The sequence below is a fragment of the Mesorhizobium sp. M0136 genome, from assembly GCF_040322515.1.
GTDB lineage: Bacteria > Pseudomonadota > Alphaproteobacteria > Rhizobiales > Rhizobiaceae > Mesorhizobium.
This window is the reverse complement of record NZ_JAMYTP010000028.1, coordinates 16,377-39,901: the sequence shown is the minus strand read 5'-3', so window position 1 is coordinate 39,901 and position 23,525 is coordinate 16,377. Positions and strand designations below refer to the sequence as shown.

Here is a 23,525-nt window from a genome sequence, read left to right as displayed (position 1 = left end):
GGACAATAGATGGTGCATCGACGGCTGCCCTTCAGCCGGCCGGAAATAACAGGATCATGCGCATGACCGATACGCTCGACGCAGCGAAACTGACCGATCGCGTCGCAGCCCTGGTCGAGGCTGCCAAACGGGCCGGCGCCGATGCCGCCGATGCGGTTGCGGTGCGCGGCCGTTCGACCGGCGTGTCGGTGCGGCTCGGCAAGGTCGAAGGCACAGAGGCGTCCGAGAGCGAAGACGTCTCGCTGCGTGTCTTCGTCGGCAAGCGGGTAGCGAGCGTTTCGGCAACGGCGGCATCCGACCCCAATATGCTGGCCGAGCGTGCCGTCGCCATGGCCAAAGTGTCGCCCGAAGATCCCTATCAGGGTCTGGCCGATCCGGCCTTCCTGGTCAAGACGCCGCGCGACCTCGATCTGTTCGACGCCACTCAGGTATCGGCCGACCAGTTGAAGGAAGCAGCCCTTGCCGCCGAGGCGGCGGCGCTTGCCGTCAAGGGCGTCACCAATTCGGCCGGCAGTAGCGCCAGTGCCGGGCTGGGCGGCCTTGTGCTCGCCACTTCGCATGGGTTTGTCGGCCATTATGTCGCGTCGCGCTTTTCGCGCTCGACCAGCGTGATCGCCGGCGAGGGCACCGGCATGGAGCGCGATTACGAATTCTCCTCGCGTCAGCATTTTTCCGATCTCGACGCGCCGGAAGACATCGGCCGCAAGGCCGGCGAGCGCGCCGTACGCCGTATTGGCGCGCGCAAGGCTGCGACCGGGCCGGTCGACGTGGTGTTCGATCCGCGCGTGGCGCGCGGCATTGCCGGCCATCTCGCTGGTGCCATCAATGGCGCCGCAGTGGCGCGCAAGACCAGCTTTCTGCGCGACATGATGGGCAAGAAGGTGGCTTCGGCCGCAATTACCGTCACCGACGAGCCGCTCCGGCGCCGCGGCCAGGCCTCGCGCCCGTTCGACGGCGAAGGCGTCGAGGGCGAAAAACTGTTCATGGTCGACAAGGGCGTGCTCAACCACTGGTTCCTGTCGACTTCCGCGGCGCGGGAACTCGGCCTCGTCACCAATGGGCGCGGCTCGCGCAACGGCTCGTCAGTCTCGCCGTCATCGACCAATCTTGCAATCGAGCCTGGCGAACGGACGCCGGAAGAGCTGATCAAGTCGCTCAAGACCGGCTTCTACGTCACCGAAGTGTTCGGCCAGGGCGTCGACATGGTGACTGGCGAATATAGCCGCGGCGCTTCCGGCTTCTGGATCGATAACGGCGAGCTGGCCTATCCCGTCGCCGAGGTGACCATCGCCTCCAATTTGAAAACCATGTTCCTCAACATGGTTCCGGCGAGCGATCTCGACCGCAATTTCGGCACTGCCGCGCCCACGCTTTTGATCGAAGGAATGACCCTTGCCGGAGCTTGATCCGGCCGTCTCGGCCGGCGCTACTGAAGACCTGCAGCTGCTGCTCGACGCTGCCCGCGAGGCAGGGCTCATCGCCATGCAGTACTTCAACAACAATCCGCAGGTGTGGATGAAGGGCGGCACCTCGCCGGTCAGCGAAGCCGATCACGCCGCCGACAAATATCTGCGCGAAACCTTGCTGGCGGCCCGGCCGGACTACGGCTGGCTGTCGGAGGAAACCGTCGACGACCCGGTAAGGCTTATCGCGCGCCGCACCTTCGTCGTCGATCCGATCGACGGCACGCGCGGCTTCCTCGAGGGCTTGCCCACATGGTGCGTCAGCGTAGCGGTGGTCGAGAACGGCCGCACGCTTGCCGGCGTGCTCGACTGTCCGGCGAAGGGCGAAATCTATTGGGCGCTGCCCGGCGAGAGCGCGTTCCTGAATGGCAAGCGCATCAGCGTGCGTCCGCCGTCGGAAACGGCCGAAATCGCCGGACCGAAGCCGATGATCGACCTGCTGCCGGCGAAATGGCACAAACGGCTGAAGCGGGTGCCCTATATTCCTTCGCTCGCCTACCGGCTGGCGATGATCGCCGGCGGCCAGCTCGATGCCACCTTCGTCAAGGCCAACGCGCATGACTGGGACATCGCTGCGGCCGATCTCATCCTGCGCGAGGCAGGCGGCGCCGTGCTCGATCGGCACGGCCGCGCGCCGCTCTATGCCGGCGAAGTGATCCGTCACGGACCGCTCGCCGCCGGCAGCGGCGAACTCCTCGCCGTGCTCGCGGGCGTCATCGCCGGGCTGGACAATTGAGCGCTATCAATAGTTCCAAAGTCGGCGGCTTTGGTCTAGACCTGTCCCAAACTCACGATATGTGAAGGATCGACATGGCCGCTGAAGACGGAAAGAAACAGCTTTTGCACCTGGTGTTCGGCGGCGAACTCAAGAAGCTGGGCGGCACCGAATTCCGCGATCTCGACGCGCTCGACATCGTCGGCATTTATCCGGACTACCAATCGGCGCACGCCGTCTGGAAGGCCAAGGCGCAAGCTAGTGTCGACAATGCCCATATGCGCTATTTCGTCGTTCACCTGCACCGCCTGCTCGACCCCGAAAACAAGGCTGTCGGTTGACATCGATGAACCATGAAGCGGTCAAGCGTTCAGCCCCGCGGTCGGCGGTCAGACGTCGCAAGCCGAAGACGTTCTGGCGCAAGATCCGCGAACCGCTGGCGCAGTCGCGATTCGTCAAGAATGCGCTTGCCGCGCTGTTTGCGTATTTCGTCCGCCTTGTCCGCTTGACCAACCGCATGGTCGACGGATCGGCCAAGTTTTCCGGCGGCGCCTATGCGCAGCTCGAGCCTGGCATCATCGCGCTCTGGCACGGCCAGCATTTGCTGACCCCGGCCTATTATCCCAAGGGACGGCCGCTGGTTGCCATGGTGTCGCGCAGCGCCGATGCCGAGCTCAACGCGCTGATGGTCGAGAAATTCGGCATCGAGGCGGTGCGCGGCTCTGGCGGGCGCGAAAGCGCAAGGCATCTCGACAAGGGCGGGGCCAAGGCGCTCATCGCCCTCAAAAAGTCGCTCGCCACCGGCAAGAATGTCGCCATGATTGCTGATATTCCCCACGGCACGCCGCGCGATGCGGGGCTGGGTGTCGTCCTCCTGGCGCGGCTGTCCGGCCGGCCGATCCTGCCTGCCGCGATAGCCACCAGCCGCCGCAAGGTGATCGAGGGCAGCTGGGACAAGACGACGATCAACTTGCCCTTCGGCCGCTCCTCGATTGTCGTCGGCACGCCCGTCTTCGTGCCGGCCAACGCCGACGCCGCGGAAATGGAACGCAAGCGCCAGGAGGTCACGGCCTCGCTCAATGCCGCGACCGCCGAGGCCTATCGCCTTGTGGACGGTTCGAAATGAGTATGCGCTGGGCGCGCGCCTTCCTGACGGCATACCGTTTCGCCGGGGCCGCCGCCTACCCGCTGGTCGGACCTTACGTCGCCTGGCGCACTTCCAGAGGCAAGGAGGACCGCATTCGCCGGCGTGAACGCTACGGCGTCGCCGGACGCGAGCGCCCTGAAGGCCCGGTGATCTGGATCCATGCAGCCAGCGTCGGCGAGACCATCGCCGTCGTGCCGCTGGTCGAGAGCATTCTCGATTACGGCGTCAACATCGTGCTGACCACAGGCACGGTCACCTCGGCGCAGGTCGCCGAAGAACGGCTGGGCGACCGCATCATCCACCAATATGTGCCGCTCGACCTCAAGCCGGCGGTCAGCCGCTTCCTCGACCATTGGCAGCCGGACCTGGCGATCATCGCCGAATCGGAGATCTGGCCGATGACCATCCTGGAACTCGGCGCCCGCCGCGTGCCGCAGGTTCTGGTCAATGGCAGGCTGTCCGACCGCTCTTTCAAATCCTGGAAGAAGCGCGCCAACATTGCCGAAGCATTGTTCGAAAATCTCGCCCATGTCGTTGCCCAATCGGATCTCGATGGCGAGCGCTTCCTTTCGCTCGGCGCCCGGCCGGTCACCGTATCCGGCAATCTCAAGGTCGACACCGCGCCGCCGCCGGCCGACGAGCGGGCACTGGCGGCGCTGAAACGCCAGATCGGCGGTCGCCCGACCTGGGCGGCGATCTCGACCCATGATGGCGAAGAGGCGGTCGCCGCTGAAGTTCACGCCATGCTGCACAAGCGCCACCACGGGCTTTTGACGATCATCGTGCCGCGCCATCCCGATCGCGCCGGGCAGCTGGCGGCCCAGATTTCCGGCATGGGCTTGAAGCTGGCGCAGCGCAGCAAGGGCGACAGGATCACCGCCGACACCGATATTCTGCTCGGCGACACGATCGGCGAGATGGGGCTTTATCTGAGACTGACGGAAATCGCCTTTGTCGGCCGTTCGCTGACTTCCGAGGGCGGCCAGAACCCGCTGGAACCGGCCATGCTAGAGACGGCGGTGCTTGCCGGCCGCAATGTCCAGAATTTTCGCGAGGCCTATCAGCGCCTGCTCGATAGCGGCGGCGCCAAGCTGGTGCGCGACCGCGATATGCTAGCCGGCGCCGTCAATTTCCTTTTGACCAACGAGGCGGCCCGCCATGAGATGATGGCGGCGGGCGCGGCGACGGTCGACGAGATGCGCGGTGCGCTGGCACATACGCTCAGGTCGCTCGAGCCCTATATCCAGCCGCTGGTCGTCAAGTCGCGCCTGAAGGGCGCGAACGGGCGCTGACGTGACCTCGGAAGCGCCGCCCTTCTGGTGGGAAGAGCCCGACTGGCGGGTCACGGCGCTGTCGCCGCTCTCCGCCATCTATGCGCTTGTCGCCGGTCGCCGCATGCGGCATGCACCGCGCGAAAAGGTCGAGGCGCCGGTGCTCTGCGTCGGCAACTTCACCGTCGGCGGCACCGGCAAGACGCCGGTGGCGATCGCATTGGCCGAGCAGGCCCGGCGCATGCAGCTCAACCCGGGTTTCCTGTCGCGCGGCCATGGCGGCTCCTTCGCGCAGCCGCATATCGTCGATCCGCACCACGACGCCGCCAAGCATGTCGGCGACGAGCCGCTGCTTCTGGCCGAACACGCGCCGGTCGCGGTGACGCCGAACCGGGCCGCCGGCGCCAGGCTTCTGCTGGAGAAGGTCGGCTGCGATTTCCTGATCATGGATGACGGTTTTCAGAGCGCGCGCATCCACATCGACTATGCGCTCGTCGTCGTCGACGCGCGCCATGGCATCGGCAATGGCTGCGTCATCCCCGGCGGGCCGCTGCGGGCAAACATCGTCGACCAATTGGTCTTCACCAGCGCCTTGCTGAAAATGGGCGAGGGCACCGCGGCCGATACGGTCGTGCGCCAGGCAGCGCGCGCCGGCAGGCCGATCTTCGAGGCGCATACCGCGCCGAGCAGCAAGGTGACGCTGGCCGGCAGGCGGTTCCTGGCGTTCGCCGGCATCGGTCATCCCGACAGGTTTTTCGACACCGTAAGCGAGGCCGGGGGCGAGCTTGCGCTGACCCGACCATTTCCTGACCATCATTTCTACAGTGCGGACGAGCTTGCCGAATTGGCGGCGACAGCACGTAAAGCCGGGCTTGGCCTCATTACCACCGCCAAGGACGCTGCCCGCCTGCGTCACGGCGCAGCACCGCCGGAATTCCTCGAAGGACTCGATGTGCTGAAGATCGACACTGTGTTCGAGCTTGACCACGTGCCGCAGCGCATTATCGACGAGACGCTGGATGCCTGGCGGCAGCGCAGGCTGAGGGGCTGATCAGCAGCTTGAGCACCGAGGCGATGTAGGACTGGAATTTGCAGCTTTCCGCCGGTCGAGCGTATTTTGTTCTTGCTTTGTGCCGGCAGCTATGCTACTAATTTGAGTATGGTGATGATTCGCCGGTGACCCGCCCTCGAGCGCGAGGCGGGTTTTTTATTTCAAGATAGCCTTTAAGGTTTCGGTGTTGCCGGCCTGACGCGGCGGCAGAGGGCGCAGGGTCGCAACGGGGCGACTCTCCATTTGCGCTGGACTAGCGTCGGCGGCGCAGTTCCGGATGCGCTTCGATCTCGCGGCGCAGCGAGGCGGCGGCATTCACATAGGGTTCCTGCCTGGCGACACTCCAGTATTTAAGCTCGTCGAGCGGGATGCTCTCGCCGGTCACCGCGCAGCGCACGAAGGCGCCGGGGCTGGTCACCTGGAAGTCGCCATCGAGATAGCGGATGCGGGCTTCCTTGCCGCCGGGTCCTTCGAAACGGTTCATCATGGGGTGGTGCCGAAATTCATGACGATGTCATCGCCACAAATTGCGGCGAGGTCAAGCTTGGTTGGCCTTGCCTGGTTCTGTTTCTGGCGACACTTGCTCAAACAAGCCGGCAAAGCGAATGCCAATGCATGTCGCGCAAAAGTGTGCGGCGGTTTTCCGCGACATGCATAAAGACAAGAACCTGAAGCACGTCGCATGATGCCGGTCGAACGCGACGCGCCTTAGGCATCTCATTCCTCGGCCGTGATAAACTGCTCGATCTTTTCCGCTGGCAGCCCGGCCTGGACGGCGATGCGCCGGGCGAGTTCGGCGGCGGCTGCGCGCGGCCGCCCCAGCGGCCGGTCGAGCCAGTAGGATATCGGGCTGAGAACGCTGCGTTCGTCGACGGCGACGATGCGGCCCGACTTCAATTGGTCCACCGTCAACGGCGGACGTGCCAGCGCAATGCCGAGCCCGTGCGCGGCGGCGTCGAGCACGAGGTTGTAGTCCTCGAAACGGCGGTCGTGCGGCCGCGGCCGATAGTCCATCTCCTGCGCCGCAAACCAGGCGCGCCAGGCCGAAGCGTCGGAATCGTTGATCACCGGAAATTCGAGCAGCCGGGCAGGATCTCCGCGGCCGATCTCCCTGGCCAATTCCGGCGAGGCGACCGGGAACACATATTCTTCGAAAAGCTGCACCGAGACCCGGCCCGGAATGCGGCCGCGCCCGCAGCGGATCGACAGGTCGATGCCTTCGTCGGCAAGATCGCCCTGGCGGATGTCGACGTCGAGCATGATGCGTAGCTTGGACGGGTGGTTCTCCAGCGCCGCCATGCGCGGCATCAGCCACAGCCCGCTGACCGAGGGGATCGAGGTCAGCCGCACCACCGCCGTGCCGCGCGGCTCAACCCAGCGATCCGAATTGCTGGCGATCAGGGCGAAGGCTTCGGTGGTGCGCAGATGCAGGCGGTTGCCCTCGACGGTCAGCGAGACGCCGCGCGCGCCGCGATCGAAGACTTTCAGCCCGAGCCAACCCTCGAGCTTGGCGATCTGCCGGCTGACGGCGCCATGGGTGATATTGAGCTTCTCGGCCGCAGCCGAAAAGCTGCCGGTCCGAGCCGCGGCGTCGAAGGCGCGCAGCGTTTCGAGCGGCAGCATCGGGTCTAAGCTGTGATCCATAGTCACAGGTGATCCTCGATTTGTTCGTTTGTCAACCGACCCGCAATAGCGTTTCTCTACTTCATGGCATTGGATCGCGAGGACACCCAGATGAGCGCTTACACCGGCGCGTTGAATACGACACAGCGCATGGATGCCGCGGCTGCCATCGCGGTGGCGCTGACGGTGGTCGGCTGGGCCTCGGCCTTTCCGGCGATCCGCGCCGGCCTTGCCGCTTTCGGGCCGCTGGAACTTGGCGCGCTGCGCTTTGCCATCGCCGCGGTTCCGGCGGCGATCTTTCTCGCTGTCAAGCGGCCGGCACTGCCCAGGCTCGATGAACTCTGGCGCTTTGTCTTCGGTGGCGCCGTCTTCGTCGCGCTGTACACGGTGATGCTCAATTTCGGTGAACTGACCGTTTCGGCCGGTGCCGCCGGCTTCATCATCAATGTCAGTCCGATCTTCACCGCCATCATGGCCATGGCGCTGCTCGGCGAACGCTTCTCGGGCCTGGCCTGGGCCGGCACATTCCTGTCCTTCGCCGGTATCGGCATCATCGCCATGGGCGAGGGGCAAGGGCTCCATTTCAACAGTGGTGCGCTGCTTGTCCTCGGCTCGGCATTGTGCTCGGCCGTCAACACCATCGTCCAGAAGCCGCTGTTTGGCCGCCACCACCCGCTGACGATCTCTGCCTCGAACATGGTTCTTGGCGCGCTCTGCCTGTCGCCCTTCCTGCCGAGCGGTCTGGCGCAGGCGGCGGTCGCCGACACCGCCGGGCTCGGCGCGGTCATCTTTCTTGGCATCGTGCCCAGCCTCATCGCCTATGCCGCGTGGGCAACAGCACTTTCCCGGCTGCCGGCCGCGCGCGCTTCCAATTTCCTCTACCTGGTCTCGCCGGTCGCGACGCTGATCGGCTTCTTCTGGCTGGGCGAAGTGCCGACAGTGCTCGGCATCATCGGCGGCGCGCTGGCGCTTGGTGGCGTCATCGTGGTGAATTTGAAGAGATGAATCAGATGGTTGAGGCCTTTTGCCGACTCAAACCGGCTACTGACGGCCATTGCGATGCAGACACGAGCCAGGCGGGTGTCTATGTTGATCGCGTTGGCGAAGCGCAGTAAGGGTCGACATGGGAATGCAGTTTATCTCCGCAGTTTTTTTCGTGTTGCTGCTCAGCCAAAAAGCCGCCGCGGGTTGGTATCAGGTCGAAAATTACGAAGGTTTCATTGGGCCTAACCCAGTCCACCTGTCGCTGCAGAGGAATGACAGTTTCGGCAGCGGGATTACGGTCGAGGGGAGCTATTTCTACGACGCGAAGCAAAGCCCGATAGCCGTGTACGGCAAGATCAACGGCACCAGCGTGTCCCTTTGCGAGGTTGCGGACGACAAGGAATTCGACCGGGTGCTGGTCATGGGATCGAAAACGCCCGTCGACACTACTGGATGCCCATTTTCTCTGGACATTGGTGAAAGCGGTGCAACGGGGGCATGGAGCAAGGGTGCGGACAAACATCCCGTTACGCTCAAGAAAGTTGCGAGCCTGGACGATACCGGCGACGGGAAGATTGATGGAACCGTTGAGATTCCGTTCTGGGCGCAGACCGCCACCGATAGATTTGCGGGAATCTACGCGAAAACCGACGCCGGCATTTGCATGGAAAAGTTGCTAGTCATCAGCAAGCGCAGCAAGAAAGTCGTTCAAGAGATCGTTTTCGATGACGAAGATTGCGACGCGGGCATGCTGATGACACCAATCTATATGAACGTTCAAAAACACACGGAAAACCGTCGAGATTATTTCTGTAAGCTTTCGCGGCGGCGGCGCCGGCTATAGCATGGACTATGCTTTCTCTCCTAAAACCAAAAAGTATCATAAATTGGTGAACTGAGCGGGTGCCCGCTTGGCATTGCGCAGGGTAAGGCTTACCGCCTGCCGAACAGCCTCTCGATATCCGACAGCTTCAGCTCGATGTAGGTGGGGCGGCCGTGGTTGCAGGTGCCGGAGCCGGGCGTCGCCTCCATCTGGCGCAGCAGCGCGTTCATCTCTTCGGGCTTGAGCAGACGGCCGGAACGCACCGAGCCGTGGCAGGCCATGGTCGCGGCTATTTTGTCCAGCCGCTCCTTCAGCGTGTCGACCGTATCGTTGTCGGCGATCTCGTCGGCGAGGTCGCGCACCAGCTGCTGGACGTTGGTCTCACCAAGCATCGACGGCGTCTCGCGCACCGCGACGGCACCGGGGCCGAAGCGCTCGATGCCGAGGCCGAAGCGGGCCAGCGTCTCGGAGTGCATGGCGAGCCGCTCGGCATCTTCCTCCGACAGATCGACGATTTCGGGCAGCAGCAACATCTGTGACGGCACCGCGCGTGAGTGCAGCGCATTTTTCAAGGCCTCGTAGACCAGCCGCTCATGCGCCGCATGCTGGTCGACGATGACAAGCGAATCCCTGGTCTGGGCGACGATATAATTCTCATGCACTTGCGCGCGCGCCGCGCCCAGCGCCGTGCCGAGCAGCGTCTCAGCCGCTTCATTGATCCCGGCGCGCACGTCGGCGCTGTGCAGCGGTCCGGCGTCGAAGGCCGTCTGCTCGCCCTCACCGAGGCCGCCATTTGCAGAGCCCATATCGAGCGGCCGCTGTGGCGAGCGGGCAAGATCGAACCCGGCAAAGCCTGAGGCCCGATAGGCGGCCTCGTAACTGCGGTGACCGTTGGCCGGCCCGCCATGCGCATAGGATGCCGCGCCTGGCCGGAACGCCGCCATCATGCCGGCGGCCCCCGTGGTGGCGGCGCGGATGCCGGCATGGGCCAGCGCTTCGCGGATGGCGCCGACGATCAGCCCGCGCACCAGCCCCGGGTCGCGGAAGCGCACGTCTGCCTTGGCCGGGTGGACGTTGACGTCGACGATCGCCGGATCGAGCGTCAGAAACAGCACAGTGACGGCATGGCGGTCGCGCGGCAGCACGTCGGCGAAGGCGCCGCGAATGGCGCCGGCGATCAATTTGTCACGCACCGGGCGGCCGTTGACATAGGCGTATTGCTGTAGCGCGTTGGCGCGGGTGAAGGAGGGGACCGAGACATGGCCGGTGAGATGCACGCCGTCCCGCATCGCGTCGATGGCGATCGCATTGTCCGGAAAGTCGGCGCCCATCACCTGTGCCACCCGGCGCAGCCGGCCTTCCGTGCTGTCGTCGGTCGCCGGCAGTTCCAGCGTCGAGCGGTCCGGGCCGGCCAGGGTGAAGCGCACGGTGGGGAAGGCGATGGCGATGCGCTTGACCACGTCGCCGATGGCCGAGCTTTCGGCGCGCTCGCCCTTCATGAATTTGAGCCGCGCCGGCGTGGCGAAGAACAGGTCGCGCACCTCGACCGTGGTGCCGCGATTGGCCGCGGCCGGCCTGACGGCGGCGACGCGGCCGCCGTCGATGCCGATCTCGGCGGCGTTTTCACTGGACGCGGTGCGCGAGCGGATCGACAGCCGCGCCACCGAGCCGATCGAGGGCAAGGCCTCGCCGCGAAAGCCGAGCGAGCGGATGTCGTGAATGTCGTCGGCGAGCTTGGAGGTGCAATGGCGCGCGATCGCCAGCGCCAGTTCCTTTTCCGGAATGCCCGAGCCGTCATCGCTGACGCGGATCAGGTTCAGCCCGCCGCCGGCGGTGACGATCTCGACTCTGGTAGCGCCGGCATCGAGCGCGTTCTCGACCAGTTCCTTGACCACGCTTGCCGGACGCTCGATGACTTCGCCGGCGGCGATCTGGTTGATCATCGTTTCGGAAAGCTGGCGGATGGGCATGGCAGCACTATAGGCGGATTCGTGGCCGATGCGGGAGGGGGAGAATAGCGTTGATTGTTGCAAGGCAGGGAGACTGCTCCGTTGCGCTCCGTCCCACCCCCCTCTGGCCTGCCGGCCATCTCCCCCGCAAGGGGGGAGATCGGATGTCGCCTCGGCCTCCGCCAGTCTCCAATGTCTCAAAGGTTGGCGGGACGCATGAACCGCCAATCTCCCCCCTTGCGGGGGAGATGGCCGGCAGGCCAGAGGGGGGTGCTGTCCCGCCACGATGTAGAGATAGGAATATTGTTGAAGTGAATGGGCTTGGCCCCCAATTGACTTAGTGGATTTAGTCGGGCGAAGGCCAAAATCTGAAGCGAATGGCCGTTGGAGGCGACATTTGGACGTCATCCTAGATTACTTAATGGTAAAGTTCGCTCGATGGATACAGCGTCGAAAGAGTCGTATTGCAAGAGTAATTTTGTTCACTATTTGGACGATTATTTCAATATCGCTAACAGTTGTTCTGGTTTACCTCCTGTATATTCGAAATCTTACCATATAGATTATTGTTCAATCGTCGGGTCGTTCTCGAGGAAATCCGCGTAGCTGACCGCGACCGTGCACTTCAAGTCATGAGCTTGGGCAGCGCTGCCGCCAGTGCGTCGACGGCAAGGCGGACTTTCATCGGCAGATGTGGCGTCTGCAGCCAAAGGGCATGAACGTCGTAGAGAAACCGGGATTGTTCCGGCAATAGCAGGACAAGCGCGCCCGCCTGGATGCGCTGGCGAACCAGCCAGTACGGCAGCCAGGCGAGCCCCATGCCGGCGGCCGCGGCATCGGCGATGGCATCGAGATCGTCGAGCCGGAATCTGCTGACGGGCCGGATCTCCATCGCGGGCTGGCCGTTGCGCGGAAACAGCCACGGCTGAACGGCGCGCCCGGAACGGCGGTAGATGATCGCGTGATGGCGGCCCAGGTCATCTATTTCCTGCGGCTGGCCGTGGCGGTCGAGATAGGACGGCGACGCGCAGACGACCATGTGCTGGCGCGCGATGCGACGCGCCATTACCCCGGCCTGGTCCTCCAGGTCGCCCGTTCTAATGGCAAGATCGCAGCCGTCCTCGGCGAGGTCGGCGAGGGCGTCGCTGAACGACAGGTCAAGTTCCAGCGCCGGATATTGCTGCGCAAGCCCGAACAGGATCGGGGCAACGCAGCGCCGGCCGAAATGCACCGGCATGAGCACGCGCAGCTTTCCGCGCGGTTCGGCAAGCTGGTCGGCGGCGAGTGCATCCGCGGCCTCCGCTTCGGCAAGCACCAGCCGGCAGCGTTCGTAATAGGCGCGCCCGAAATCCGTCAGGCTTTGGCGGCGCGTGGTCCGGTTGATGAGGCGCACGCTCAGGCGCTCCTCGAGAAACCGGACATGCTTGCCGACCATCGGCCCGGACAGATCGAGAGCGGCCGCCGCGGCCGCGAACGAGCCCAGATCGACGGCTTTGACGAACACGGCCATGCTCGTAAGGCGATCCATATTCAAAACCTATAGTTTCTGCTGATCTACTCAAGCGGCTATTTATCCGCCTGATCGCCGCTGGCATAGGTGATTCAGTTCAAATATTTTGGAGTTGTGACCGATGACGCGTGTCGTTCGTTTTCATGAGCTTGGTGGTCCCGAGGTTCTGCGCATCGAGAATGTCGACATGCCTGCGCCCGGGCGAGGCGAGGTCCAGATCCGTGTCAAGGCGTTGGGTCTCAACCGGGCCGAGGCGCTGCTCCGTTCAGGCAGATATATCCAGACTGCGCCGTTGCCTTCCGGTCTTGGGCTTGAGGCCGCTGGCCTCGTCGAGATGGTGGGCGAAGGCGTGAGCGGTTTTGCGCCGGGCGATGCCGTCAGCATCGTGCCGCCATTGTCGATGGTCCGCTGGCCTGCCTATGGTGAGATTGCCACATACCCCGCCGAGCTCGTCGTCAAGCACCCGCCGGCGCTGAGCTGGGAAGAGGCCGCCGCCGCGTGGATGCAATATCTCACGGCCTATGGTGCGCTGATCGACATTGCCAAACTTGGCAGGGAGGACGTTGTCGTCATCACCGCGGCATCGAGCAGCGTCGGACTTGCGGCGACCCAGATTGCCAACCTGATTGGCGCGACCCCGATCGCGGTCACACGGACGTCCGCCAAGAAGCGGGCTTTGGTTGCGTTCGGCGCGGCCCACGTCATCGCTTCGGCAGAGGAGGATCTGGAAGCCAGGCTGAAGCAAATCGCCGGCCCGGACGGCGTGCGCGTGGTGTTCGACGCCGTCGGCGGTCCGATTTTCGAGCCTCTGACGGCAGCGATGGCACCGGGTGGCATTCTCATCGAATATGGCGGATTGAGCCTCGACCGGACACCCTTTCCGCTACCTGCAGTGCTGGCGAAGACACTGACGCTGCGCGGTTATCTCATGCATGAGATCGTGCGCGATCCGGTCCGGCTGCAGGCCGCCAAGGCGTTCATCCTTGACGGACTAAGCTCGGGTTCGCTGAAGCCGGCAATCGCCAGAACCTTTCCGTTCGACCAGATCGTCGAGGCGCATCGTTATCTAGAAGCGAACGAACAATTCGGCAAGATCGTCGTGACGGTTTGACCGGGCATTTATCGGCATCACGCCTGCGCTGCCAGCCAGTCCCGCACCTTGCGGGCGTTGTCGCTGAGCTCGCGGTTCCTCGACCAGATGACATGAAAGCCCTTGCCGGTCGTCATCGCGTGGCCGGTGACGCGCACCAGCAGCCCTGATGCCAGCAGCCGCTCGGCGAGGTGACCCCAGCCGAGCGCGATGCCTTGCCCTTCCATGACTGCCTGGATCACCAGCGCATAGTCGTTGATGCGCAAGCCACGTCCGGCATCGGCGATGTCGACACCGGCCGAGGCGAACCACTCGTCCCAGCTCGCGGCCTCGCGAAACGGCTCTTCGAGATGGATGAGGCGGTGCGATTGAAGGTCCGCGACACGCTCCGGCAGCCCGAACCGGGCCACATAACTCGCGCCGGCGACGGGGAATATCACTTCATCGGCCAGCGGCAGGGAATGATAATCCGGCCATTCCCTGGGCTCGCCGCCGCGGACGCCGAGCGGGATGTCCTCGGCGATGATGTCGAGATCGCGGTCGGCGGTCTGGATGCGCAGGTCGATGCCCGGCAATTCGTCGCGAAACTGCTGCAGGCGCGGCATCATCCAGAATGAGGCGAAGGCGGTCGAGGCGGCGAGCGTCACATGCGCGCCGACGGCGATCTGGCGCAGATCCTCCGCCGACTTGCGAATGTGCGACAGGCCGAGCGAGACGTCGGCATGGAAGCGGTCGCCGGCCTCGGTAAGGCTGACTTGCCGGTGGCGGCGCTGGAAGAGTTTGGCACCGAGCTGTTCTTCGAGCCCGCGGATCGCATAGGACACGGCAGCCTGCGTCATGCCGAGCTCCCGTCCGGCGGCGGTAAAGCTCGACAGCCGCCCGGCGGCCTCGAAAACGATCAGGCTGCCCGCCGACGGCAGCAGGTGGCGCAAGCTTCGCATAAGCTGACCTTATACAAGAGATCAGGATTTTCCAGCGTCACAGCTGCATTTTGTCTGGCTAGATTGGTCGAGACAGGAAGATGGAGCCTCCATGAACGCACCGGCCGTTGAAGTGAGCGAACACACCAATCGTCGCGCGGGTGGCCGCCTGGGGCGCAAGGCGCTGCGAGGCGCACCCGTTGCGTCATTTCCGACCCTGGTTCGCAAGATTCCGGTGTATCAGATGGTCCCGGACGAGGCGGTGGAGCTGATCCACCAGGAATCGCTCTCGATCCTCGAAGAGGTGGGATGCGAGTTCCGCGACGACGAGGCGATCGCACTGTGGAAGGCAGCGGGCGCCGATGTCTCCGAGACAAGGGTCCGCATAGACCGCGCCCTGCTGATGGAGCTCATCTCGAAGGTCCCGTCGGAGTTTACGCTCAATGCGAGGAATCCCCAGCGTTCCGTACGTGTAGGTGGCAACAACTCCATCTTCGTGCCGATGTACGGGGCGCCTTACGTGCGCGACCTCGACAACAACAGGCGCTACGGCACACTCGCCGACCTCCACAATTTCCACAAGCTCGCTTACATGGCGCCGGCGCTGCACTCGTCGAGCTCGATCATCTGCGAGCCGATGGAAATTCCAGTGCCGAAACGTCACCTCCACATCATCCATTCGGCGCTGAAGCACTCCGACAAGCCGTTCATGGGTATCGTGACGTCCAGGGATCGAGCCGAAGACACGATGGCGATGGCGGGCATCGTGTTCGGCGAGGACTATGTCCGCGACAACCCGGTCCTGGTGGCGATCACCAACTGCAATTCGCCGCTGGTCTGGGATGCCACCATGCTGGACGCGATGAAAGTCTATGCGCGCCACAACCAGCCGCTGATCCTCGCGCCCTTCGCCCTTTGCGGCGCCTCCACTTCAGCCTCTGCCGTCGGTGCGGTCGCGCAGGTCAACGCCGAAGCGCTGGCGGGCGTCGCGTTCACACAGCTGTTGCGTCCGGGTTCGCCGCAGATCTACGGACAGTTCATGGTGACCGTCGACATGAAGACCGGCGCTCCCATGGGCGGCACGCCGGAGGCGGCCCAGATGATGTATCTCATGGGCGCGCTGGCGCGGAAGTATCGGCTGCCGTGGCGCACGTCCGGTTTCCATGTCGGCTCGAAGCTGAACGACGCCCAGGCGGGCTACGAGGCGAACATGCTGATGCATGCCGCCATCCTTGCCGGCGCCAACTACATCTGGCACTCCGCCGGTTGGCTCGAGGCCGGCCTGACCTGCGGCTATTCGAAATTTGCCACCGACTGCGAGCAGCTTGTCGGCTGGTACAAATATGCTGGCGGGCTGCCATTCGACGATTTCAAGGAGGCTATGGCGGCTATCCGCGAGGTCGGACCGCAGGGCCATTTCCTCGGCACCCAGCACACGCTCGAACATTTCGAGTCCGCCTTCTTCATACCGAGCATCATGGACTTCAATTCGTTCGAACAGTGGAAGGCGGAAGGAGCAAAGGACCACGACACCCGCGGCCGCGAGAAAGCGCGCAACATGCTCGCCGATTACGAGGAGCCGAAGCTCGACGAGGGCATCGCCGATGGTCTCAAAGATTTGATTGCGCGGCGCGAGGAGAAACTGCCGGACAGCGTTAGTTGATAACGGGCGAAGACCCGATGGGAACCATAACGGAGGAAAAAATGACACTCTTCAGAAGCAACGGTGATCGGGTACCGAGCGCCATCGAAGCGATGGCCAGCGAGGCTCGTGCAGGTCGTGTGGATCGGCGCGAGTTTCTGGCTCTGGCAAGCGCCTTCGGCGCATCGACGGCCCTTGCCTACGGCATGATCGGCCTTGCCGTGCCGCAGCGGGCTTTGGCTGAAGAGCCGAAGAAAGGCGGCACGCTCCACGTTTCGATGTCGGTGAAGGCACAGAAGGATCCGCGCACCTACGACTGGGTGGAACTTGCGAACATTTCACGCTGCTGGCTGGAGCCGCTTGTCCGCTACACCCGCCAGTTTACATTCGAGCCGGTTCTGCTCGAAAGCTGGGAGGTCAACGACGACGCCACCGAATATGTGCTGCATGTTCGCAAGGGCATCGCCTGGAACAACGGCGATGCTTTTAGCGCCGATGACGTGGTCTACAATCTGACGCGCTGGTGCGAGAAGGCTGCAGCCGGCAATTCGATGGCCGCGCGCGTCGGTGCGCTGATCGATGCAAAGACCGGCAAGGCCAGGGAAGGGGCGATCAGCAAGGTCGACGACAACACGGTGAAGCTGAAGCTGAACGAACCGGACATCTCGCTGATCCCGAACTTCACCGACTATCCGGCGCTGGTGGTCCATCGCAACTTCGACGCCGACGGCGCCAATCCGATCGAGAAGCCGATTGGCACCGGGCCGTTCGAACTGGTGTCTTATGCGGTCGGCCAGAAAGCGGTCGTCAAACGTCGTGAGACTGGCAAATGGTGGGGTGGTGAAGCGCTTCTCGACGGCGTCGAATTCATCGACTACGGAACCGATTTCAACGCCTCGATAAATGCATTCGACTCCGGCGAAATCGATCTCAACTTCGAGACGCCTGCCGACTTCATAGACATCCTCGACAAGATGGGACTGGTGAAATCGGAGGTCGCGACAGCGACCACGCTCGTTGCCCGCACCAACATCACGCACAAACCCTACGATGACAAGCGAGTCCGCAACGCCCTCCAGATGGCCGTCGACAACCAGGCGGTGCTCGAACTTGGTTACGCCGGGCGAGGGACCGTTGGTGAAAACCACCACGTCAGCCCGATTCATCCGGAATACTACGCGCTGCCCAAGAAGACCCGGGACGCCGCGGGCGCCAAGAAGCTGATGGCGGAGGCCGGGCAGGCCGACTTCGAGCATGAACTGATCACCGTCGAGGACGATTGGCAAAAGAACACTGGCGACGCGATTGCCGGCCAGTTGCGCGATGCCGGGATCAAAGTGAAACGCACGGTGCTGCCGGGTTCGACCTTCTGGAACGACTGGACGAAATATCCTTATTCCATGACCATCTGGTACATGCGCCCGCTTGGCGTCCAGGTGTTGGCGCTCGGCTATCGCACCGGCGAGGCCTGGAACGAAACCGGCTACTCGAACCCTGATTTCGATGCCAAGCTCAAGCAGGCTCTCTCGCTCATCGACGTCGAGAAGCGCCGCGAGGTCATGAAGGACATCGAGCAGATCCTGCAGGATTCGGGCGTCATCATTCAGCCGTTCTGGCAGAAGCTGTTCAGCCACATGAACGAGAAGGTGAAGAACTACGGTGTCCACCAAACCTTCGAGATGGATCTCCAGAACGTCTGGCTGAACGCCTGAGTTGCCAGCAGAGGACGCGTTGCAGGATTTCATGGACCGCAAGAAAGCCGACGGGCAAGATGCGTGGTACTGATAGCTTCCGTCAGTGAACAATCGGGGACACGCATGAAACTGCCACTTTTTGTTGCCGCGCTTTCGATGGCCTTGCCGGCGGCCGCGTTTGCCGGCCCCGCTGCCAACGCCGTGAAGTTCTTCTATGTCCCGTCGGTCAAATTCGAGGCCGATGCACAATATCGCGACCGCTTCACCGCGCCAGTGACGAAACTGTTCGAACTGAACGACAATGCGGCAAAGAACCATCCGGATGAAGTTCCCTGCATCGACTTCGCCCCTGGTCTCGATGCGCAGGACTATGACGAGAAGACCGTGGCCAAGACGCTGACGCTGGCCGAAACGCTGGATGGCGACAGCGCCGAGGTGACGGCGACCTTCAACCTTTTTCTGGAAGGGGATGATTCCAAACGCGAAATGGTCTGGTCGTTGAAGAAGATCGACGGCCAGTGGAAGGTCGCCGACATCACCTCGAAGACCAGCGGCTGGACGCTGAGTGCGCTCGAATGCCTGGCCGGGCAGTCGCCGGAGTGATGCCGTGCTCCGCTGCCATCCCTGGCTTTTGGCGACTGCGTGCCTGCTGGCCGGATTGAGCAGCGCCGCCGCTCAGGGCCTGTTCGGCGCGCCGCCCGCAAACGCGCCGGCCGACAGTGCGGCACCGCCGAAGGCAGTTTTGCCGCCGGCAGAAAACGCGCCGGCCACACAGCCGGGCTCGCCGACGGCGGTGGTGAAGCCGTTCTATGAGCATGCCGGGCTCGAGGTCGATCCGGCTCAGCGGGGCCATTTCACCGACCCGGCAAAGTCGGTGCTGGACAAGAGCGATGCGCTGCGGAAGTCGGGGCAGGGCGAGTGCCTCGATCCCAACATGGCACTCGACAATTCCGAATACGACAAGGCGGAGATCGACAAGAGCCTGAAGACAATCGAAGCGATCAAGGGCGACGAGGCCAAGGTCGTCGTCGCCTTCGTCGTCGCCGGCAACCCGCACCGGCTGGAGTGGAAATTCAGGAAAGTCGACGGGGACTGGAAAATATCGGACCTACTCTCGGTGACCGGCGAATGGGCGCTGAGCCAATACCAGTGTGAGTGAGAACGGAACCGATGAAGATCATCAACATCCGCGTCACCCACGTCAACGTCCCGCTCGATGCTCCGTTCTGGTGGACCGCTGGTCTCTACGGCGGCGCCTCGAAATCGATCATCGAGGTCGAGACGGACGAAGGCGTGGTCGGACTGGGCGAGGCGCCATGGTGGCATTTCGGCGAGGTGATCAAGGCCGAGATCGCGCCGGCGCTGATTGGCGCCGATCCGCTCGACATCGCCGACTGCGAGGCGCGCTGTGTGCCGCCCTGGCAGATCACCGCCAACACCGGCGAGAACGCAGCCACGGTGGCGTTCGGCGCCGTCGACCTGGCGCTGTGGGATATAAGAGGCAAGGTCTTCGGTATGCCGCTCTATAAGCTGCTCGGCGGCGCGGTGCGCAAGGACATTCCGTTTTCGGAATATTTCGCCTTTCGCCCCGCTCAAGGCGGAGCCGGCGGCGAGATGACCGCCGAAGCGATCGTCGACTACTGTCTCGGCATGCGAGAACAGCACGGCTCGACGATCTTCGAGGGCAAGCTGATCATGGGCGATCCCGAGCTCGAGATCAGGACAGTGCGCATGCTGCGCGAGGCGCTTGGCGACAAGGCGCAGATCAAACTCGATTCCAACATGCAGTGGTCGCTAACCACAGCGCGCTGGGTACTGCGCGAGATCGAGCCGTTCAACATCCGCAATTACGAGGATCCGGTCGCGACCTTCGAGGAGATGGCGGCGCTGCGCCAGCATTCGCGCATTCCGTTCTCCACGCACATCCCGGATCTCAGGCGGGCAGTCGCGCTCGGTGCGCCGGATTACTTCGTCTGCAATTTCGCAGCACTCGGCGGATTGTCGAAAACTCTGAAATTCATCGCCGCCTGTGAGGCGATGGGCAAGGGGTTCTGGTGCTATTCGAACGATCTCGGCATCATGACATCGGCTTATTTGCACGTCGTGGCGGCGACACCGTGGATCACCGAAGCATCGCAGTCGCTGTTTCGCTGGCAGATCGGCGATGTCATCAAGGACGGCCCATTCCGGCAGACCGGCAATACGGTGCGTGTGCCGGAGGATGACGGGCTGGGCGTCGAGCTTGACCCTGCCGCCATGAAACGCTGGTCAGCACACTTCGCCGAACATGGGCCGATGCACCATTTCAGCGATCCGAACAATCCCGGGCGTTACCGGCGGCTGCCGCTCAACTGATGCAACATTTTCTTCGTAGTAACTCAGGCTCACCCGCGCCCGCGATAGGGGGCGACGCCGGTGTCGGGCAGCCACACACCTTCCGGCGGTGCGCCGGTTTGCCAGAACACGTCGATCGGAATGCCGCCGCGCGGATACCAGTAGCCGCCAATGCGCAACCACAATGGCTTGGTCGCGGCGATGATACGGCGACCGATCATGACGGTGCATTCTTCATGGAAGGCGCCGTGGTTGCGAAACGAGGTCATGAACAGCTTGAGCGACTTCGATTCCACCAGCAGCGCGTCGGGTGCGTAGTCGATGACGATATGGGCGAAGTCCGGCTGGCCGGTGACGGGGCAGAGCGAGGTGAATTCCGGGCAGGTGAAGCGAACGATGGCCGGCGGGCCGTCGCCGCGCGAAAACGGCACGGTTTCCAGGACGGCCGCTTCAGGGCTCTGTGGCGCCTCGACGTTGGTGCCGAGCTGGGTGAGGTTTTTCGTATCGGTCATGAGCAGGTTCCTTGCTGCATGTCGCCCAAAACTGCGCAGCGATTTTGGGACAGCGACATGCGTAAAAACAAAAATTTGCCGCTCATTAGCACAATTTGAAACAGCAGGAAGACGATGACTAGCAACGACCCGCTCCTCCAGCCCTATCAGCTCAAGCATCTGACGCTGAAGAACCGGGTGATGTCGACCAGCCATGAGCCGGCCTATTCAGAGGACGGCATGCCGAAGGAGCGGTACCGGCTCTACCATGCCGAAAAGGCCAAGGGCGGCATGGCGCTGACCATGACCGCCGGTTCGGCGATCGTCTCGCGCGACAGCCCGGCCGCTTTTGGCAATCTGCATGTCTATGACGACCGCATCGTGTCGTGGCTCGCCGAGCTGACCGATGCCTGCCACGAGCACGATTGCAAGGTGATGATACAGATCACCCATCTCGGCCGCCGCACCGGTTGGAACAAGGCCGACTGGCTGCCAGTCCTGTCGGCTTCGCCGGTTCGCGAACCCGCCCACCGCGCCTTTCCCAAGACTATCGAGGACTGGGACATCGAGCGCATCGTCGCCGACTATGCCGCTGCCGCCCAGCGCTGCCAGGCTGCCGGCCTCGATGGCATCGAATTCGAGGCCTACGGCCACCTGATGGACGGCTTCTGGTCGCCGGCCACCAACCAGCGCGACGATGATTTCGGTGGCTCGCTCGACAACCGGCTGCGCTTCACCGGCATGGTGCTCGACGCGGTGCGGGCGGCGGTCGGCCAAAAATTCGTCGTCGGCATCCGCATGGTCGCCGACGAGGATTTCGAGAAAGGCCTGTCGAAACAGGAGGGCGTCGAAATCGCCAGGCGGCTGGCCGAATCCGGCAAGGTCGATTTCCTCAACATCATCCGTGGCTCGATCGAGACCGATGCCGCGCTGACCAAGGTCATCCCGGTGACCGGCATGCGCTCGTCACCACATCTCGACTTCGCAGGGGAGGTGAGAGCGGCGACGAAATTCCCGACCTTCCATGCGGCGCGGATTTCCGACGTCGCCACCGCGCGCCACGCCATCGCCACCGGCAAGCTCGACATGGTCGGCATGACGCGTGCCCACATTGCCGACCCGCATATCGTCAAAAAAGTGATGGAGGGCCGCGAGCACGAGATCCGTCCTTGCGTCGGCGCCACCTATTGCCTCGACCGCATCTATGAGGGCGGTGAGGCACTGTGCATCCACAATGCGGCGACGGGCCGCGAGGCGTCGATACCGCATATTATTCCGAAAACCGAGGGACCGAAGCGGAAGGTGGTCGTCGTCGGCGCCGGCGCCGGCGGGCTGGAGGCGGCGCGGGTCGCCGCCGAACGTGGGCACCAGGTGACGGTGCTGGAAGCATCGAGCCAGGCCGGCGGCCAGGTGCGGCTGGCAACGCAGAACCCGCGCCGCAAGGAATTGATCGGCATCATCGACTGGCGTCTGGCCGAACTCGACCGGCTCGGCGTCGAGATCCGCTACGATAAATGGGCGGAGACGGACGACGTGCTGGCGCTGTCGCCGGACGCGGTGGTGATCGCCACCGGCGGCCTGCCGCAGAACCCGCCTCTGACAGCGGGCGACGATCTCGTCACCTCGAGCTGGGACATCATGGCCGGCAGCGTCAAGCCGGCCGAGAACGTGCTGCTCTATGACGACAATGGCGGCCATCAGGGCATGGGTGCCGCCGAACTGATCGCCAATAGCGGTGCCAGGCTGGAGCTGGTTTCACCGGAGCGCTTCTTCGCGCCGGAAATGGGCGGCATGAACCATGTGCCCTACATGCGCGCCTTCCAGGAAAAGGGTGTCACGGTGACCATCAACACACGGCTACGTTCTGTGCGGCGCGAGGGCAACCAGCTGATCGCCGAGCTCGCCTCCGACTTCGCCGATGGCTGGCGCGGCGAGCGGCGCGTCGACCAGGTGGTGGTCGAGCATGGCACGCTGCCACTCGACGATCTCTATCTGGCGCTGAAGCCGCTGTCGAAGAACGCCGGCGCGATCGATTACGAAAAACTGGTCAATGGCGGCGACATCTTCCCCGTGCGCAATCCGCAAAGTGGCTTCGTGCTCTTCCGCATCGGCGACGCAGTTGCCTCGCGTAACATCCATGCCGCAATCTATGACGGCATCAGGTTCGGCTTGCGGATCTGAGGAATATTTTGGATTGATTGGTGGCGCGCAGCCGAACCTCCGTACGGAGAGCCACCACGGTACTTTGGTCCGGGCTGCGCGCCGCGCACGCCGCCCGGCCATCGCCGGGCACCGTACGACCTTGCGATTGCGGCAGGACGTTCAAAACATCCTGGCGGTGGCCATGCAGAATACGGTGATGACCAGCAGGCCGCCGGCGATGCGTTCGCCTTTTGTCATCTTGGCGCGCAACTGGGTTTGCTTCGCCGCATCAGCGCCGGCCAGCTGCCTGCTGGCGGAACCCACCAATGCGCCCTGAACCGCGGCTGCGATCAAGGCAGTCAAGATGCCGAGCGCCAGGACTTTTTCCATCGAACCGAAAGAACCGTTGTGGAAGAAATACCACAGCAGCAAACCCGTGAGGAAAACCACGCCGGCGGCGCCCATTTGCGGCCGGAAGAAACGTTCCGCCCTGATCTCCGGTTCGCGGGCAACCGCGATGGTGGTGCCGGCCCAGAACACACCCGCCATGACGTGAAGGCCGAGGACGATGATGTAGACATATTGCATGACCGCATTTCCTCTCTTGCCCGCCGCTAACCATATTGATAGATATCAAATGATTAGATGTCAACGCATAAGCTCGAGCCGGTTCCAT

General features: G+C 63.4%; 22 protein-coding genes. 15 read left to right on the top strand and 7 right to left on the bottom strand.

Annotated features, from left to right (window positions below; translation table 11 throughout):
• The first annotated feature begins 62 nt into the window (after positions 1–62).
• The 6 genes from NKJ35_RS26535 (at position 63) to lpxK (ending at position 5,647) form a co-directional block, all read left to right on the top strand.
• Complete coding sequence (locus tag NKJ35_RS26535; RefSeq protein ID WP_352650348.1) at positions 63–1,406, top strand: TldD/PmbA family protein; 1,344 nt, start codon at positions 63–65, stop codon at positions 1,404–1,406.
• On the top strand, positions 1,393–2,199 hold the full coding sequence (locus NKJ35_RS26530; RefSeq protein WP_352650347.1) for a 3'(2'),5'-bisphosphate nucleotidase CysQ: 807 nt from the start codon (positions 1,393–1,395) through the stop codon (positions 2,197–2,199). Before NKJ35_RS26535 ends, NKJ35_RS26530 begins: the two co-directional genes overlap by 14 nt.
• A 74-nt stretch (positions 2,200–2,273) precedes the next feature.
• A complete protein-coding gene (locus NKJ35_RS26525) occupies positions 2,274–2,519 on the top strand; it encodes a DUF4170 domain-containing protein (RefSeq protein WP_023674378.1) in 246 nt (81 codons plus the stop codon).
• Between the two features lie 5 nt (positions 2,520–2,524).
• Positions 2,525–3,304: a lysophospholipid acyltransferase family protein gene (locus tag NKJ35_RS26520; protein WP_023717166.1), complete on the top strand. Its 780-nt coding sequence runs from the start codon at positions 2,525–2,527 to the stop codon at positions 3,302–3,304.
• Complete coding sequence (gene waaA / locus NKJ35_RS26515) at positions 3,301–4,617, top strand: lipid IV(A) 3-deoxy-D-manno-octulosonic acid transferase (RefSeq protein WP_254817457.1); 1,317 nt, start codon at positions 3,301–3,303, stop codon at positions 4,615–4,617. The genes NKJ35_RS26520 and waaA overlap by 4 nt, the downstream gene beginning before the upstream one ends.
• Before the next feature lies 1 nt (position 4,618).
• Positions 4,619–5,647: a tetraacyldisaccharide 4'-kinase gene (gene lpxK / locus NKJ35_RS26510; RefSeq protein ID WP_352650345.1), complete on the top strand. Its 1,029-nt coding sequence runs from the start codon at positions 4,619–4,621 to the stop codon at positions 5,645–5,647.
• A gap of 253 nt (positions 5,648–5,900) precedes the next feature.
• On the opposite strand, the gene NKJ35_RS26505 is transcribed toward lpxK, so the two are convergent.
• Positions 5,901–6,134 carry a DUF2093 domain-containing protein gene (locus tag NKJ35_RS26505; protein ID WP_031211156.1) on the bottom strand — a complete coding sequence of 78 codons (234 nt, stop codon included), beginning with the start codon at positions 6,132–6,134 and terminating at the stop codon, positions 5,901–5,903.
• Between the two features lie 230 nt (positions 6,135–6,364).
• Positions 6,365–7,291, bottom strand: coding sequence for a LysR family transcriptional regulator (locus tag NKJ35_RS26500; RefSeq protein ID WP_352650343.1), 927 nt, complete (start codon positions 7,289–7,291; stop codon positions 6,365–6,367).
• 90 nt (positions 7,292–7,381) lie between these two features.
• On the opposite strand from NKJ35_RS26500, the gene NKJ35_RS26495 reads away from it, so the two are divergent.
• Entirely contained in the window at positions 7,382–8,275 is an 894-nt protein-coding gene (locus tag NKJ35_RS26495; protein WP_352650342.1) for a DMT family transporter, read from the top strand.
• A 124-nt stretch (positions 8,276–8,399) separates the two neighbouring features.
• Positions 8,400–9,098, top strand: coding sequence for a hypothetical protein (locus tag NKJ35_RS26490; RefSeq protein WP_352650341.1), 699 nt, complete (start codon positions 8,400–8,402; stop codon positions 9,096–9,098).
• An 89-nt stretch (positions 9,099–9,187) separates the two neighbouring features.
• On the opposite strand, the gene mutL is transcribed toward NKJ35_RS26490, so the two are convergent.
• Together mutL and NKJ35_RS26480 are read right to left on the bottom strand one after the other, a co-directional pair.
• Positions 9,188–11,047: a DNA mismatch repair endonuclease MutL gene (gene mutL, locus NKJ35_RS26485; RefSeq protein ID WP_352650384.1), complete on the bottom strand. Its 1,860-nt coding sequence runs from the start codon at positions 11,045–11,047 to the stop codon at positions 9,188–9,190.
• A gap of 604 nt (positions 11,048–11,651) precedes the next feature.
• Entirely contained in the window at positions 11,652–12,554 is a 903-nt protein-coding gene (locus NKJ35_RS26480; protein ID WP_352509566.1) for a LysR family transcriptional regulator, read from the bottom strand.
• Between the two features lie 103 nt (positions 12,555–12,657).
• On the opposite strand from NKJ35_RS26480, the gene NKJ35_RS26475 reads away from it, so the two are divergent.
• The gene (locus NKJ35_RS26475; protein ID WP_352509568.1) at positions 12,658–13,647 is read left to right on the top strand and encodes a zinc-dependent alcohol dehydrogenase family protein; all 990 of its coding nucleotides are present in this window, start codon (positions 12,658–12,660) and stop codon (positions 13,645–13,647) included.
• Positions 13,648–13,664: 17 nt separating this feature from the next.
• Here the strand turns inward: NKJ35_RS26475 and NKJ35_RS26470 are convergent, their stop codons facing one another.
• Positions 13,665–14,567: a LysR substrate-binding domain-containing protein gene (locus NKJ35_RS26470; RefSeq protein WP_352509569.1), complete on the bottom strand. Its 903-nt coding sequence runs from the start codon at positions 14,565–14,567 to the stop codon at positions 13,665–13,667.
• Between the two features lie 91 nt (positions 14,568–14,658).
• On the opposite strand from NKJ35_RS26470, the gene NKJ35_RS26465 reads away from it, so the two are divergent.
• The 5 genes from NKJ35_RS26465 to NKJ35_RS26445 all read left to right on the top strand — a co-directional run bounded on the left by NKJ35_RS26465 (position 14,659) and on the right by NKJ35_RS26445 (position 20,237).
• The gene (locus NKJ35_RS26465; RefSeq protein ID WP_352650339.1) at positions 14,659–16,209 is read left to right on the top strand and encodes a trimethylamine methyltransferase family protein; all 1,551 of its coding nucleotides are present in this window, start codon (positions 14,659–14,661) and stop codon (positions 16,207–16,209) included.
• 41 nt (positions 16,210–16,250) lie between these two features.
• The gene (locus NKJ35_RS26460; protein ID WP_352650338.1) at positions 16,251–17,900 is read left to right on the top strand and encodes an ABC transporter substrate-binding protein; all 1,650 of its coding nucleotides are present in this window, start codon (positions 16,251–16,253) and stop codon (positions 17,898–17,900) included.
• A 105-nt stretch (positions 17,901–18,005) separates the two neighbouring features.
• Positions 18,006–18,485 carry a DUF3828 domain-containing protein gene (locus NKJ35_RS26455; protein ID WP_352650336.1) on the top strand — a complete coding sequence of 160 codons (480 nt, stop codon included), beginning with the start codon at positions 18,006–18,008 and terminating at the stop codon, positions 18,483–18,485.
• Between the two features lie 4 nt (positions 18,486–18,489).
• A complete protein-coding gene (locus NKJ35_RS26450; RefSeq protein ID WP_352650334.1) occupies positions 18,490–19,041 on the top strand; it encodes a hypothetical protein in 552 nt (183 codons plus the stop codon).
• An 11-nt stretch (positions 19,042–19,052) separates the two neighbouring features.
• On the top strand, positions 19,053–20,237 hold the full coding sequence (locus tag NKJ35_RS26445; protein ID WP_352650332.1) for a mandelate racemase/muconate lactonizing enzyme family protein: 1,185 nt from the start codon (positions 19,053–19,055) through the stop codon (positions 20,235–20,237).
• Between the two features lie 29 nt (positions 20,238–20,266).
• Here the strand turns inward: NKJ35_RS26445 and queF are convergent, their stop codons facing one another.
• Positions 20,267–20,728, bottom strand: coding sequence for a preQ(1) synthase (gene queF, locus NKJ35_RS26440; protein ID WP_023674394.1), 462 nt, complete (start codon positions 20,726–20,728; stop codon positions 20,267–20,269).
• Between the two features lie 114 nt (positions 20,729–20,842).
• Here queF and NKJ35_RS26435 point away from each other — a divergent pair, with 114 nt between their 5' ends.
• Positions 20,843–22,888: an oxidoreductase gene (locus NKJ35_RS26435; protein ID WP_352650331.1), complete on the top strand. Its 2,046-nt coding sequence runs from the start codon at positions 20,843–20,845 to the stop codon at positions 22,886–22,888.
• A 141-nt stretch (positions 22,889–23,029) separates the two neighbouring features.
• Here the strand turns inward: NKJ35_RS26435 and NKJ35_RS26430 are convergent, their stop codons facing one another.
• Positions 23,030–23,437, bottom strand: a complete 408-nt coding sequence (locus tag NKJ35_RS26430; RefSeq protein WP_352650330.1) for a hypothetical protein — start codon at positions 23,435–23,437, stop codon at positions 23,030–23,032.
• Between the last annotated feature and the right edge of the window lie 88 nt (positions 23,438–23,525).

What these genes read in the sequence shown, in the direction of transcription:
- NKJ35_RS26535 (WP_352650348.1), top strand. Translation starts at nt 63, where the DNA reads ATGACCGATACGCTCGACGCAGCGAAACTGACCGATCGCGTCGCAGCC.
- NKJ35_RS26525 (WP_023674378.1), top strand. Translation starts at nt 2,274, where the DNA reads ATGGCCGCTGAAGACGGAAAGAAACAGCTTTTGCACCTGGTGTTCGGC.
- NKJ35_RS26520 (WP_023717166.1), top strand. Translation starts at nt 2,525, where the DNA reads ATGAACCATGAAGCGGTCAAGCGTTCAGCCCCGCGGTCGGCGGTCAGA.
- waaA (WP_254817457.1), top strand. Translation starts at nt 3,301, where the DNA reads ATGAGTATGCGCTGGGCGCGCGCCTTCCTGACGGCATACCGTTTCGCC.
- NKJ35_RS26505 (WP_031211156.1), bottom strand. Translation starts at nt 6,134, where the DNA reads ATGATGAACCGTTTCGAAGGACCCGGCGGCAAGGAAGCCCGCATCCGC.
- NKJ35_RS26500 (WP_352650343.1), bottom strand. Translation starts at nt 7,291, where the DNA reads ATGGATCACAGCTTAGACCCGATGCTGCCGCTCGAAACGCTGCGCGCC.
- NKJ35_RS26495 (WP_352650342.1), top strand. Translation starts at nt 7,382, where the DNA reads ATGAGCGCTTACACCGGCGCGTTGAATACGACACAGCGCATGGATGCC.
- NKJ35_RS26490 (WP_352650341.1), top strand. Translation starts at nt 8,400, where the DNA reads ATGCAGTTTATCTCCGCAGTTTTTTTCGTGTTGCTGCTCAGCCAAAAA.
- mutL (WP_352650384.1), bottom strand. Translation starts at nt 11,047, where the DNA reads ATGCCCATCCGCCAGCTTTCCGAAACGATGATCAACCAGATCGCCGCC.
- NKJ35_RS26480 (WP_352509566.1), bottom strand. Translation starts at nt 12,554, where the DNA reads ATGGATCGCCTTACGAGCATGGCCGTGTTCGTCAAAGCCGTCGATCTG.
- NKJ35_RS26475 (WP_352509568.1), top strand. Translation starts at nt 12,658, where the DNA reads ATGACGCGTGTCGTTCGTTTTCATGAGCTTGGTGGTCCCGAGGTTCTG.
- NKJ35_RS26470 (WP_352509569.1), bottom strand. Translation starts at nt 14,567, where the DNA reads ATGCGAAGCTTGCGCCACCTGCTGCCGTCGGCGGGCAGCCTGATCGTT.
- NKJ35_RS26465 (WP_352650339.1), top strand. Translation starts at nt 14,659, where the DNA reads ATGAACGCACCGGCCGTTGAAGTGAGCGAACACACCAATCGTCGCGCG.
- NKJ35_RS26460 (WP_352650338.1), top strand. Translation starts at nt 16,251, where the DNA reads ATGACACTCTTCAGAAGCAACGGTGATCGGGTACCGAGCGCCATCGAA.
- NKJ35_RS26455 (WP_352650336.1), top strand. Translation starts at nt 18,006, where the DNA reads ATGAAACTGCCACTTTTTGTTGCCGCGCTTTCGATGGCCTTGCCGGCG.
- NKJ35_RS26445 (WP_352650332.1), top strand. Translation starts at nt 19,053, where the DNA reads ATGAAGATCATCAACATCCGCGTCACCCACGTCAACGTCCCGCTCGAT.
- queF (WP_023674394.1), bottom strand. Translation starts at nt 20,728, where the DNA reads ATGACCGATACGAAAAACCTCACCCAGCTCGGCACCAACGTCGAGGCG.
- NKJ35_RS26435 (WP_352650331.1), top strand. Translation starts at nt 20,843, where the DNA reads ATGACTAGCAACGACCCGCTCCTCCAGCCCTATCAGCTCAAGCATCTG.
- NKJ35_RS26430 (WP_352650330.1), bottom strand. Translation starts at nt 23,437, where the DNA reads ATGCAATATGTCTACATCATCGTCCTCGGCCTTCACGTCATGGCGGGT.